At 68.4% G+C, this 13,149-nt stretch carries 10 protein-coding genes; 6 read left to right on the top strand and 4 right to left on the bottom strand.

All coding sequences use genetic code 11. From position 1 onward, the window contains the following. Positions 1–85 precede the first annotated feature (85 nt). Positions 86–517 (bottom strand): energy transducer TonB, encoded by a 432-nt coding sequence (locus ASE35_RS06190; protein WP_057163443.1) that lies wholly within the window; start codon positions 515–517, stop codon positions 86–88. A gap of 8 nt (positions 518–525) precedes the next feature. Next, positions 526–867, bottom strand: coding sequence for a 4a-hydroxytetrahydrobiopterin dehydratase (locus ASE35_RS06185; protein WP_056175111.1), 342 nt, complete (start codon positions 865–867; stop codon positions 526–528). Between the two features lie 129 nt (positions 868–996). Here ASE35_RS06185 and ASE35_RS06180 point away from each other — a divergent pair, with 129 nt between their 5' ends. Beyond that, positions 997–1,593, top strand: a complete 597-nt coding sequence (locus ASE35_RS06180) for an NfuA family Fe-S biogenesis protein (RefSeq protein WP_056175108.1) — start codon at positions 997–999, stop codon at positions 1,591–1,593. 19 nt (positions 1,594–1,612) lie between these two features. Continuing rightward, on the top strand, positions 1,613–3,307 hold the full coding sequence (locus tag ASE35_RS06175) for a hypothetical protein (protein WP_057163239.1): 1,695 nt from the start codon (positions 1,613–1,615) through the stop codon (positions 3,305–3,307). Between the two features lie 127 nt (positions 3,308–3,434). Here the strand turns inward: ASE35_RS06175 and ASE35_RS06170 are convergent, their stop codons facing one another. Both ASE35_RS06170 and ASE35_RS06165 read right to left on the bottom strand, forming a co-directional pair. Further along, positions 3,435–3,869, bottom strand: a complete 435-nt coding sequence (locus ASE35_RS06170) for a c-type cytochrome (RefSeq protein ID WP_056175104.1) — start codon at positions 3,867–3,869, stop codon at positions 3,435–3,437. Positions 3,870–3,880: 11 nt separating this feature from the next. Continuing rightward, positions 3,881–4,285 (bottom strand): cytochrome c, encoded by a 405-nt coding sequence (locus ASE35_RS06165; RefSeq protein WP_056176647.1) that lies wholly within the window; start codon positions 4,283–4,285, stop codon positions 3,881–3,883. 320 nt (positions 4,286–4,605) lie between these two features. Here ASE35_RS06165 and ASE35_RS06160 point away from each other — a divergent pair, with 320 nt between their 5' ends. The 4 genes from ASE35_RS06160 to rpsF all read left to right on the top strand — a co-directional run bounded on the left by ASE35_RS06160 (position 4,606) and on the right by rpsF (position 13,149). Further along, a complete protein-coding gene (locus tag ASE35_RS06160) occupies positions 4,606–5,733 on the top strand; it encodes an efflux RND transporter periplasmic adaptor subunit (protein WP_057163238.1) in 1,128 nt (375 codons plus the stop codon). Positions 5,734–5,748: 15 nt separating this feature from the next. Then, positions 5,749–9,252, top strand: coding sequence for an efflux RND transporter permease subunit (locus tag ASE35_RS06155; RefSeq protein WP_057163237.1), 3,504 nt, complete (start codon positions 5,749–5,751; stop codon positions 9,250–9,252). A gap of 10 nt (positions 9,253–9,262) precedes the next feature. Beyond that, positions 9,263–12,373: an efflux RND transporter permease subunit gene (locus ASE35_RS06150; RefSeq protein ID WP_056175095.1), complete on the top strand. Its 3,111-nt coding sequence runs from the start codon at positions 9,263–9,265 to the stop codon at positions 12,371–12,373. Positions 12,374–12,720: 347 nt separating this feature from the next. Next, on the top strand, positions 12,721–13,149 hold the full coding sequence (gene rpsF / locus ASE35_RS06145) for a 30S ribosomal protein S6 (protein WP_056175092.1): 429 nt from the start codon (positions 12,721–12,723) through the stop codon (positions 13,147–13,149).

The raw sequence follows: 13,149 nt of genomic DNA, 5'->3' as shown, positions 1-13,149 counted from the left end.
TCGTGATGCTGCAAATGCGAATAGACGATCCAAGGCAAAGGCCGCGCGCGAACCGCACGGCCTCAGACCCCAGCGCAATCCTCGCTCAGAGCTTGTTCTTCTTTTCCTCGTCGTACACGAAGCACGACTCCGGACGCACCGCCGGCGGGGCGAAGGTCACCGGCACCTGGATCGAGACCGGCGTGGGCTTGCCGGCGCGGGTGGCGGCGCGGAAGGTCCAACCGCGCACCGCCGTGACCGCGGCGTCGTCGAGCTGCTTGGTCTTGCTGGTCTGGACGATGCGGATATCGGTGGGCTTGCCCTCGACCCCGATGACGACCTTGAGCACGGCCGTGCCGCCGATGTCCTCGCAGCCCAGTTCCATCGGGTAGGTGGGGGGCGGCGTGCTCACCGCGAGCGGCTCGGTGGAGCGGATGATGGGTTCCTCGGCCGGCTTCTTGCAGGCCGCGAGCGACGCGCACAGGGCCACGGTCGCGGCCACGATGCGCAGGGAAGGGAGCGAAACGGGGCTGGTCATGGCGGCGGTCAACCGGTGAGGGCGTCGGCTTTGGCGGCGCAGATGAAATCGTTCTCGCTGAGCCCGCCGACGTCGTGAGTGGAATAACGCACCACGCAACGGTCGTAATGCACGCCCAGGTCGGGGTGGTGGTCCTCGCGATGAGCCATGAAGGCCAGCGCGTTCACGAAGGCCATGGTGCGGTAGTAGTCGTCGAAGCGGAAGGTGCGCACCAGCGCGTGACCGTCTTCGGCCAGTTCCCAGCCCGGCACTTCCGGCAGCAGTTCGCGCACGCGCGCCTCGCTGAGGCGGTGTTCGCTGCCGCGGCGGGCCAGGCAATGCGCCTGGGCGAGGGGGATCAGATCGTTCATCGGACTTGCGCTCCTTGCGGGGCTGGGCTGCGGGTCCGTTCGGGCTTGCCTGAATGGAACTCGCAACAGCGGCCGCCGCGGCCGTCGGGGTGTGTCTTCACGTGACACGGACCCCGCTAGAATAGCCCCATGATCAACATTTCCGAATCCGCACAGACCCATTTCCGCAAGCTGATCGAGCGCGAGGCGCTGCCCGGCCTGGGCGTGAAGCTGTCGGCGGTGCACGCCGGCACGCCGCGCGCGGACGTGCGCCTGGAGTTCGCCGAGCCCGGCGACCTGGCCGGCGACGAATGGGCGATCGACTGCGACGGCTTCACCCTGTGGCTGGAAGCGGTCAGCGTGAAGTACCTGGACGGCGCCGAGATCGACTACGAAACCATGGCCACCGGCGGCCAACTGCAGATCCGCGCGCCCAAGATCAAGGGCGAGGCGCCGACCGACTCGGCCTCGCTGGTCGAGCGCGTGCATTGGCTGGTCGAGCACGAGATCAATCCGCAGCTGGCCGAACATCGCGGCCACGTGTCGGTGCAGGAAGTGACCGCCGAGGGCGTGGTGCTGCTGCGCTTCGGCGGCGGTTGCCACGGCTGCGGCATGGCCGACGTCACCCTCAAGCAGGGCATCGAGAAGACCCTGATGAGCAAGGTGCCCGGCGTGACCGCGGTGCGCGACGCCACCGACCACGAGACCGGCGAGGCTCCGTATATCCGCCGCGAATCCGCGGCCTGAGCCCGGCGCGGCGCCGTAGATGTATTCCGCCGCCGCACTCATCGAAGCCCTGCAGCGCAGGCTGCGTCTGAATGTGCGTCGCGATTCGCTCAAGCCCGGCGAGTTTCCGCCCGGCTGGGCGACCTGGTTCGCCGCCATGGGCGAACGCGTCGGCCGGGTGACCGGCGCGCCCGCCGCCGCCATCGTCGATCAACTGCTGGAACGGCCGCTGACCCAGCCGCCGCGCCGGGTCGGCGATCTCAACCGTTGGCAGGCCTTCGCGACGCTGTGGCGCCAGCAATGGCAGCCGCCGGAGCGCGAGACCCGCGGCGTGCACTGGTTCGCGGTCGTGGTCACGCTGTTGTGGCATTTGTTCTTCGGCGGCCTGCTGCTGTGGCTGATGTACCTGCAGTTCCTGGGCACGCCGGCGCCGCCGCCCGAGGGCGAGACCGTGGTCCAGGTCGAGTACATCGGCGTGGGCACGCCGGAGGAACCCGGCGGCGGCCCCGACCAGCCCAGCCAGCAACCGCAGGAATCCGCGGCCCAGGCCGCGCCGGCGCCGGCCGATGCGGCCGCGTCGGCGACCGCCAGCATCGCCTCGCCGGCGCTGCCCACGCCGACCCTGGAAGCGGCCGCGCCCGATATCCCGCAGCGCGACGTGCCCGAGCCGCAGTTGCCGCCGCCGACGGTGGAGCAGCCGGTGGCGGTGAGCGAGCCGGTGCCCAGCCCGCCGGAAACCACCGTATTCACCCTGCCGCCGACCAAGCGCCGCACCGAGACCGCGATCGTCGTGCCGGAGCTGTCGGCGCCGACCCAGCAAGTGCGCCAGGCCGACGTCTCCGAGCCGGTGCAGCCGATCCGGCGCGACCTGCCGCAGCGCGAACTCGCCGCGCCGTCTCTGAGCGCGCGCCTGCCCGAGGTCGCCGCGCGCGAAGTGCCGGCGCCGCTGCAGCGCGCGCCGATACGCGAACTGCCGACTCCGACCGCGGCCGCGCCGCAGCTGCGCGCGGCCACTCCGAACGTACGCACCCGCGATGTTCCGGCGCCGGCCGCTGCCGCCGCGAGCGCGGCCGCGACGGCGCCTGCGTCGTCGTCGGCGTCGTCCAACGCGCCCGCTTCGACGGCGGCGACGCGTTCGGCGCCGACCGCCGCGCCCAGCACCGCCGGCACGCCGAGCCCCAGCGGCACGCGTCCGGCCGCGAGTGCCGGCGGCGCCGGTCCCAAGCCGACGCCGGCGCCGGGCGGCATCGCCACGCCGCGGCGCGGCGACGACTGGGGCCAGTCCACGCGCAACGTCCCCGGCGGCCAGCGCGGCGAGAAGCCGGGCCTGTTCAACAGCGACGGCAGCGTGCGCCTGGGCGAGCAGCCGGGCTCGGCCTCGCCGGGCTTCCCGCCGGGCACGATCACTCAGGAAATCAAGAACATCGACCGCGCCGGCACCTGGCTGCGGCGCAAGCCCAACGATTACGAGCCGACCGCGTTCGACAAGTACTGGCGGCCCAACGAGACCCTGTTGCAGGAATGGGTGCGCAAGGGCTTCAAGGAAGTCGCGATCCCGATCCCGGGCACCACCAAGAGCATCGTCTGCGGCGTCTCGCTGCTGGCCCTGGGCGGCGCCTGCAGCATCAACGACCCCAACCTCAACGAGCAACCCGCGATCGCGCGCCCGCCGCCGGACATTCCGTTCAAGCCCGGCCTGCAGGAGGACAATGGCAGCGTGAAGCCTGGGGGCTAGGGGCTTAGGAGCGAGAAGTGAGTAGTGAGAAGTGAGTAACGAGGAGCGCTGGTCGCTCACTGCGCACTTCTCATTCCCAAAAAAAAGGCCCGCCGAAGCGGGCCTTTTGCTATCGCGTGCGCCTGGATCAATGCACGTTATGCAGATCGTGCAGCTTGCTTTCGCGCGAACCGAAGTAGGCGGCGAGGTCGGCGATCTGCTGGTCGGTCAGGGGCTTGGCCTGGCTCGCCATCGTCGAATTCTCGCGGTCGCCGTCGCGGTACATCTGCAGCGAGTGCGCGATGTAGTCGTGGTACTGGCCGCCGAGCATGGGGTAGGTGGCGTCGATCGGGGCATTGCCTTCGGCGCCGTGGCAGTCCACGCAGGACTGGCCGGTGGCCGCGCTCTTGGTGCTGGCCAACTTCTCGCCGGCGGCGATGTGGCCGGCCGGCAGGCCGGACGAGGAGGAGGTGTGGCCTTCGGCGCGGTCGGCGGAGGAATGCTCGGCCGGGGTGTCGCCCTGCGAGCAGGCGGACACGGCGAGGGCGGCGAACAGGGCGATGGCGAGGTGCTTGGTCGTCATGGGGCGGCTGCTCACTGCTTCGCGGTCGAAAGGAAGGCGGCGATATCGGCGATGTCCTGATCCGAGAAGCTCTGCGCCTGCGCCTGCATCGTCGGATGCTTGCGGGTGCCCTTCTTGTATTCGGTCAACGCGGTGGTCAGGTACACCTCCGACTGGCCGACGATCTTCGGCACGTGATAGTTCGGATAGGCGTTCTTGTAGCCGGTGACGCCGTGGCAGCCCTGGCAGGTGTAGGTGAGCTGGCGACCCGTGTCGGCGTTGCCCTTGATGGCCGGCGCCTTGGCGGCGGGAGCCGGAGCGGCGGTGGCCGCGGCCGGAGCGGCGGGAGTGGCGGCCGGAGCCTTGTCCTCGGCGTTCGCGGCCAATGCGGCGGCGATGGTCAGGGCAAAGCAGGCGGCGATCGTCAGCGGTCGCATCATGTCGTAATCCGCAATCTCGAATGGCTAGCGAAAGAGTTGTAGCTGGCTGTGCACGGTCACGACCGCGCATAAGTCCGCAAGTATAGCCCGCGATGCGGATGCAACGAAGTCGTCCCTCGATGCATCGCATAGACAGGGTGTGCCGATGAGGCGCGCGTCGCCCGTTGTCCTGTTTGCCGGTCGCCGCGCCCTGGGCATGGCGGCAGTCACCATGACCTTCGGCGGATGCGGTTTCGGAGGTGGGTGATATACCTATATACAACACCGGCACAAGCGCCGGTTCCAGCTAGCAAGTTCAGCCATCGGGGTCGTCTGAAATGCGTCAAAACACCACATTCCGTAAGGCCGGGGCCGCCCGTGTCGCTCTCCTGGCGCTGTCCTGCGCCCTGGCCCTGACGGCCTGCAAGGGCGGCGGCGGGGCCGGCGAGGCCCAGGCCAAGGAACAGAAGGCGCCCGACGCCGTCCCGGTCGAAGTCGCCCTGGCCTCGCGCCGGGCGATCGCGGCCAGCTACACCGGCACCGCCCCCCTGGAGGCGCGCGCCGAATCCCAGGTGGTCGCCAAGACCTCGGGCGTGGCCTTGAACGTGATGGCCGAGGAAGGCCAGATCGTGCACGCCGGCCAGACCTTGGTGCGCCTGGACTCGGCGCGTTCGGAACTGCAGGCCGCCCAGACCTCGGCGCAGATGCGCAAGCTGGAGGCCAACTTCGCCCGTTCCAAGCAATTGGCCGAGCAGCGCCTGCTCAGCGCCAACGACAACGACCAGCTGCGCTACGACCTGGAAAACGCGCGCGCCGCCAACCGTCTGGCCAATCTCGAACTGTCCTACGCCAACGTGCAGGCGCCTATCTCGGGCGTGATCGCCTCGCGTTCGATCAAGACCGGCAACTTCGTCCAGATCAACACTCCGATCTTCCGCATCGTCGACACCTCGCGCCTGGAAGCCACGCTCAATGTCCCCGAGCGCGAGCTGGCCACCCTCAAGGCCGGCCTGCCGGTACAACTGGCGGTCGACGCGCTGCCGGGCAAGATCTTCCAGGGCACGGTCGATCGCGTCGCCCCGGTGGTGGACTCGGGCAGCGGCACCTTCCGCGTGGTCTGCACCTTCGCCGGCGGCGACACCCTGCAGCCGGGCATGTTCGGCCGCGTCCGCATCGACTACGACAACCGCGCCGACGCCCTGGTGGTGCCGCGCATCGCATTGCTCGAAGACGAGGGCGATCCGGCGGTGTTCGTGATCCGCAACGCCAAGGCCACGCGCGTACCGATCAAGCTGGGCTACCTGGACGGCGAATGGGCCGAGGTGCGCGCTGGCATCAAGCAGGGCGATCAGGTCGTGGTGGCGGGCAAGACCGCGCTGCGCGACGGCACCCTGGTGCAGTTGATCGGCAAGAACGCGCCCAAGCAGGTCGCGTCCGCCGAGAAATCCGATAAGCCGAAGCAGTAAGGGCGGAGACGCACCGTGACCCCGGCTTCCAAGAACCACGCCCACGAGGGCGGCTCCTTCAATTTGGTCGAATTTTCCACACGCCGCCGGGTCACCGTGGCGATGGTGACCATCACCTTCCTGCTGTTCGGCGTGATCGCGCTGCGCGCCCTCAAGGTCAACCTGCTGCCCGACCTGAGCTATCCGACCCTGACCGTGCGCACCGAGTACACCGGTGCGGCGCCATCGGAAATCGAAACCCTGATCTCCGAGCCGGTCGAAGAGGCCGTGGGCGTGGTCAAGGGCCTGCGCAAGCTCAAGTCGGTCTCGCGTACCGGCCAGAGCGACGTCGTGCTCGAGTTCGCCTGGGGCACCGACATGGACCAGGCCAGCCTGGAGGTGCGCGACAAGATGGAAGTGCTGCAGCTGCCGCTGGAGGCCAAGGCCCCGGTGCTGCTGCGCTTCAATCCCTCGACCGAGCCGATATTGCGCCTCGCCCTGTCGGCCAAGACCGACGGCGATTCGACCCGCCAGCTCACCGCGCTGCGCCGCTACGCCGACGACGACCTCAAGAAGAAGTTGGAACCGGTCGACGGCGTCGCCGCGGTCAAGGTCGGCGGCGGTCTGGAGGACGAGATCCAGGTCGATATCGACCAGCAGAAGCTGGCCCAGCTGAACCTGCCGATCGACACCGTGATCCAGCGCCTGCAGCAGGAGAACATCAATATCTCCGGCGGCCGTCTGGAAGAGGGTTCGCAGCGTTATCTGGTGCGTACCGTCAACCAGTTCGCCAGCGTGCCTGAAATGCGCGAGATGCTGGTCACCACCCAGAGCGGCGGCGGCAACGCGGCCGCCGACGCGGCCGCGCAGATGGCGGCGATCGCGGCCTCCAGCGGCGATGCGGCGGCGATGGCCGCGGCGGCTTCGGTGCAGAGCGCCAACTCCGGTTCCGGCTCCTCCGTGGCCGGCGGCATGCCGGTGCGCCTGAAGGACATCGCCGAGGTCCGTCAGGGCTACAAGGAGCGCGAAGCGATCATCCGCATGGGCGGCAAGGAAGCGGTCGAGCTGGCCATCTATAAGGAAGGCGACGCCAACACCGTCGCCACCGCCGACGCGATCCAGGCCCGCCTGGAGCAGCTCAAGGCGCAGATCCCGCCCGACGTCGAACTGACCACCATCGACGACCAGTCGAAGTTCATTCGCGAGTCGATCTACGAGGTGAAGAAGGACGGCATCATCGGCGCGGCGCTGGCGATCCTGATCATCTTCCTGTTCCTGCGCGACGGCTGGAGCACCTTCGTGGTCGGCCTGTCGCTGCCGGTCTCGATCGTCACCACCTTCTTCTTCATGGACCGCCTGGGGCTGAGCCTCAACGTGATGTCGCTGGGCGGCCTGGCGCTGGCCACCGGCCTGGTGGTGGACGACTCGATCGTGGTGCTGGAAAGCATCGCCAAGGCGCGAGAACGCGGGCTGGGCATCCTCGACGCCGCCGTCACCGGCACCCGCGAAGTCAGCATGGCCGTGGTCGCCTCGACCCTGACCACCATCGCGGTGTTCCTGCCGCTGGTGTTCGTCGAAGGCATCGCCGGCCAGCTGTTCCGCGATCAGGCCCTGACCGTGGCTCTGGCGATCGGCATCTCGCTGATCGTGTCGATGACCCTGATCCCGATGCTGAGCGCGCTCAAGGGCCGCTCGCCGATGGCGTTCCCGGAGGAGGCGCCGCATCCGCGCTGGACGCCCGATTCCAAGTTCCAGAAGCCGCTGGCCGCCACCAGCCACGGCCTGGGCGTGGCCGGCCGCGGCGTGTTCTTCGGCATCGCCTGGTTCTTCGTGCGGCTCTGGCGCGGCATCGTCTCCGTGGTCGGTCCGATCATGCGCAAGGCCAGCGACCTCGCGATGTGGCCGTACAGTCGCGCCGAGGCTGGCTATATGCGCCTGCTGCCCAGCGCGATGCGCCGGCCCTGGCTGGTGCTGGGCGCGGCCGCCGCCGCGTTCGCGCTGACCCTGCTGGCGGTGCCGATGCTGGGCGCCGACCTGATCCCGCAGCTGGCCCAGGACCGTTTCGAAATGACGGTCAAGCTGCCGCCAGGCACGCCGCTGCGCGAGACCGACGCCTTGGTGCGCGAGCTGCAGGGCAAGCATGCCAAGGACCCGGGCATCGCCACCGTGTTCGGCGTCAGCGGCGCCGGTACGCGTCTGGACGCCAACCCGACCGAGAGCGGCGAGAACATCGGCAAGCTCAGCATCGTGATGACCGACGGTGGCAGCAAGCAGATCGAAGCCGCCGAGACCGAACGCCTGCGCCAGACCATGCGTGCCCATCCCAGCGCCCAGGTCAATTTCAGCCGTCCGGCGCTGTTCTCGTTCTCCACGCCCTTGGAAATCGAGTTGCGCGGGCAGGACATGGCGACCATCCAGCGCGCGGGTCAGCGCGTGGCCGCGATGCTGCGCGAGAACCCGCACTACGCCGACGTCAAATCGACGGTGGAGCAGGGCTTCCCCGAGATCCAGATCCGCTTCGATCAGGAACGCGCCGGTGCGCTCGGCCTGACCACGCGCCAGATCGCCGACGTGGTGGTCAAGAAGGTGCGCGGCGACGTCGCCACCCGCTACAGCTTCCGCGATCGCAAGATCGACGTGCTGGTGCGGGCGCGCGAAGCCGACCGCGCCTCGGTCGAAAGCATCCGCCGTCTGATCGTCAATCCGGGCAGCAACCGCCCCGTGACCCTGGACTCGGTCGCCGACGTGATCTCCACCACCGGCCCCAGCGAAATCCATCGCGCCGATCAGGTGCGCGTGGCGATCGTTTCGGCCAACCTGCGCGATATCGACCTCGGCGGCGCCGTGGCCGAGGTGCAGAAGATGGTCGCCGACAATCCGCTGCCGGACGTGCGCATGCACATCGGCGGTCAGGGCGAGGAACTGCAGCAATCGATCAACTCGCTGCTGTTCGCGTTCGGCCTGGCGATCTTCCTGGTCTACCTGGTGATGGCCTCGCAGTTCGAGTCGCTGCTGCATCCGTTCGTGATCCTGTTCACCATTCCGCTGGCCCTGGTCGGCGCGGTGCTGGCGCTGCTGATCAGCAACTCGGCGGTGTCGGTGGTGGTGTTCATCGGCCTGATCCTGCTGGTCGGCCTGGTGGTGAAGAACGCCATCATCCTGATCGACAAGGTCAACCAGCTGCGCGAGCAGGGCGTGGCCAAGCGCGATGCCCTGGTCGAAGGCGCGCGTTCGCGTCTGCGCCCGATCATCATGACCACGCTGTGCACCTTGTTCGGCTTTCTGCCGCTGGCGCTCGCCACGGGGCAGGGCGCCGAAGTGCGTTCGCCGATGGCGATCACGGTGATCGGCGGCCTGCTGGTGTCGACCCTTCTGACCCTGATAGTGATCCCGGTGGTGTACGACCTGCTCGACCGCCGCTCCGACGAGCACTACCGCGAACGCGCGCGCCGCGCCCGTCGCGAGGAGCGCGCCGCGGCCGAGCTGATCGAGGACGATCAAACGCCGCTGGTCGATCCGACCGGTCCGGGCCAGGCTTGAGGAGCGCACGATGAGCATCGCCGAGCTCAGCATCAAGCGTCCCGTCACCACGGTCATGCTGTTCGTGTCGCTGTTCGTGATCGGCCTGATCGCCGCGATCAGGCTGCCCCTGGAAGCGTTCCCGGAGGTCTCGCCGCCCTTCATCTTCGTGCAGATGCCGTACACCGGCTCGACCCCGGAAGAGGTCGAGCGCACGGTGTTGCGTCCGGTCGAGGAATCGCTGTCGACCATGACCGGCATCAAGCGCATGGATGCCAGCGCGCGTTCGGACGGCGCCAACATCTTCATCCAGTTCTCCAACTGGGACCGCGATGTCGCGATCGCCGCGTCGGAGGCGCGCGAGCGCATCGACGCGATCCGCTCCGATCTGCCGGACGACTTGCAGCGCTACTTCGTGCTCAAGTTCTCGACCACCGACCAGCCGGTGCTGCGCGTGCGTCTGGCCGGCGACATCGACCTGACCGGCGCCTACGACCTCATCGATCGCGAGTTCAAACGCCGCATCGAGCGTCTGCCCGGCGTGGCCCGGGTCGAGGTCTCCGGCGCGCCGCCGAACGAGGTCGAGATCGCGATCCAGCCCGATCGCCTGAACGCGCACAACCTCAGCCTCAACGACCTGACCACGCGCCTGCAGGCGGTGAACTTCTCGGTCTCGGCCGGGCAGATCGACGACGGCGGCCAGCGCCTGCGCGTGCAGCCGGTGGGCGAGGTCACCGACCTGCAGCAACTGCGCGACCTGGTGATCGGCGGCAACGGCACGCGCCTGGGCGATATCGCCGACGTGCGCATGAAGCCGGCGCGCATGGACTATGGCCGTCGCCTCGACGGCCGCCCGGCGGTCGGCTTGGACGTCTTCAAGGAGCGCAACGCCAACCTGGTCGAGGTCTCGCGGCTGGCGCTGCAGGAGGTCGAGGACATCCGCAAGGAGCCCTCGCTGCGCGGCGTGCAGATCAAGATCATCGAGAACCAGGGCGAAAACGTCACCACCTCGCTGCTGGACCTGGCCGAGGCCGGCGGCATCGGCCTGGTGCTGTCGATCGCGGTGCTGTTCTTCTTCCTGCGCCACTGGCCGTCGACGCTGATGGTGACCCTGGCCATCCCGATCTGCTTCGTGATGACCCTGGGTTTCATGTACTTCGCCGGCGTCACCCTCAACATTTTGTCGATGATGGGCCTGCTGCTGGCGGTCGGCATGCTGGTGGACAACGCCGTGGTGGTGGTGGAGAGCATCTACCAGGAACGCGAGAAGATGCCCGGGCAGCCGCGCCTGGCCTCGATCCTGGGCACCCGCCACGTCGCCATCGCGCTGACGGCGGGCACCCTGTGCCATTGCATCGTGTTCCTGCCCAACCTGTTCGGCGAGCGCAACTTCCTCAGCATTTACATGGCCCAGATCGCGATCACGATCTCGGTGTCCCTGCTGGCCTCGTGGCTGGTCGCGGTCAGCCTGATCCCGATGATCTCGGCGCGTCTGAAGACCCCGCCCACGGTCAACAACACCACCGGCCTGATTCCGCGTCTGCAGACCCGCTACGCGCGTTTCCTGCGTTGGACCCTGGCCCACCGCGGCTGGAGCGTGCTGGGCATCGTGCTGATCGTCGCGGTCAGCGTGATCCCGATGAAGATGACCAAGTTCGACATGTTCGGCGGCGACGAAGGTGGCGAAGTCAACGTCTTCTACCAATGGAAGGGCAGCTACACCAAGGAACAGATGTCGGAGGAAGTGCTGCGGGTCGAGAAGTTCCTCGACGCCAACCGCAAGCGTTACCACATCACCCAGGTCTACTCCTACTACAGCGAAGTCGGCGGCGCGGGCACCCGCATCACCTTCGACACCAAGGAGGCCAGCGCGACCAAGCCGCTGGTGGACGCGATCAGCAAGGCGCTGCCGAAGTCGGCGCGCGCCGACATCGGTATCGGCGACCAGGGCGGTCCCGGTGGCGGTGGCGGCCAGCCCGGTAAGAACGTGCAGGTGCAACTGGTCGGCGATTCGACCCAGACCCTGGCCGAGGTGGCCAAGGACATCGTGCCGATCCTGGCCAAGCGCAAGGAACTGCGCGACGTGCGTGTCGATGCCGGCGATCAGAACAGCGAGCTGGCGGTGCGGGTGGACCGCGAGCGCGCGGCCTCGTTCGGCTTCAGCGCCCAGGAAGTCTCGCGCTTCGTCGGCCTGGCCCTGCGCGGCGCGCCGCTGCGCGAGTTCCGTCGCGGCGAGACCGAAGTGCCGGTGTGGGTGCGTTTCGCCGGCGCCGAGAACTACGGCGTCGAGGACATCGCCTCGTTCACCGTGCGCGCGCCTGACGGCCGCACCGTGCCGCTGCTGAGCATGGTCGACGTCAGCGTGCGTCCGGCCGCGACCGAGATCCGCCGCGCCAACCGCCAGACCACCCTGACCATCCAGGCCAACCTGGCCGACAAGGCCACCATGCCGGATGCGCGCAAGGCGATGGAGGACACCCTAAAGTCGGTGTCGTTCCCCGCCGGCTACAGCTACTCCTTCGAGGGCGGCGCGTTCGAGGACGAGGACGACGCGATGGGGCAGATGGTGTTCAACCTGGTCCTGGCCCTGATCATGATCTACGTGGTGATGGCGGCGGTGTTCGAATCGCTGCTGTTCCCGGCGGCGATCATGAGCGGCGTGCTGTTCTCGGTGTTCGGCGTGTTCTGGCTGTTCTGGCTCACCGGCACCACCTTCGGCATCATGTCCTTCATCGGCATCCTGGTGCTGATGGGCGTGGTGGTGAACAACGGCATCGTCATGATCGAGCACATCAACAACCTGCGCCGGCGCGGCCTGTCGCGCACCGAGGCCCTGGTCGAGGGCAGCCGCGAACGCCTGCGGCCGATCCTGATGACCATGGGCACGGCGATCCTGGCGATGGTGCCGATCGCGCTGTCGACCAGCGGCAGCAACGACATGCCGGCCTACTACCCGATGGCGCGCGCGATCGCCGGCGGCCTCGCGTTCTCGACCCTGGTCAGCCTGCTGTTCCTGCCGACCATCTACGCCATCCTCGACGACCTGCGTAACGGCAGCGCCCGCGCTGTCCGCCGCGCGCGCGGCAAATCGGGCGACCCGGCGCTGCCGGCCGCGTCAGTCGCGGCCCTGCACGCCGAGTGAGCCCCGCTCCCGGGTCCGCCCCAACGGCGGACCCGGGGCAGGGCGGCGCCTGCCGCCCCCGGGGTAGGAGCGGCGCAAGCCGCGACCGCGCCCCCGCGAGGGCCCGTGCAGGCTGCCCCCAGCCGGATCCGGCCCCAAACCGACGCCCCCGCCCGAATTCGGCCCCAACCGGCGCCTCCCCAACCCCCGATTTGCACCTAAGCCCTTGACCCTGCCATAATTTCCGGCTCCCGCGAGGCCCCGTGCCATCGCAGGACCCTTGCCCTACCGCGCCCGGCGATCCCTCGCCCGGTGGCGGGGGGCTACACCGGCCCGGTTTTCGGGCCGACACCCACAAGGAAACAACGATGCGTCATTACGAAGTCGTGTTCCTGGTCCACCCGGACCAGAGCGAGCAGGTCCCGGCCATGATCGAGCGCTACAAGTCGCTGATCGAAGCCGGCGAAGGCAAGATCCACCGTCTCGAGGATTGGGGCCGCCGTCAGCTGGCCTACCCGATCGAGAACCTGGTCAAGGCCCACTACGTCCTGCTCAACATCGAAGTCACCCAGACCGTGCTCAACGAGCTGGTCGACGGCTTCCGTTTCAACGACGCGGTGCTGCGTCACCTGGTCATGAAGCGCGACGAGGCCGACACCGAACAGTCCCTGATCATGAAGTTCAAGGACGAGAAGGGCGACAAGCCCGAGCGCGGCGAGCGCCGTCGTCGTGACGACGACAGCGACAACGCAGTCGGCACCGCCGACAGCGCCGAAGACAACGCCGAAGCCGCCTAA

Origin of the sequence: Lysobacter sp. Root916, from assembly GCF_001429785.1 — a bacterium.
GTDB lineage: Bacteria > Pseudomonadota > Gammaproteobacteria > Xanthomonadales > Xanthomonadaceae > Lysobacter.
This window is presented reverse-complemented; position numbering and strand designations above follow the sequence as displayed.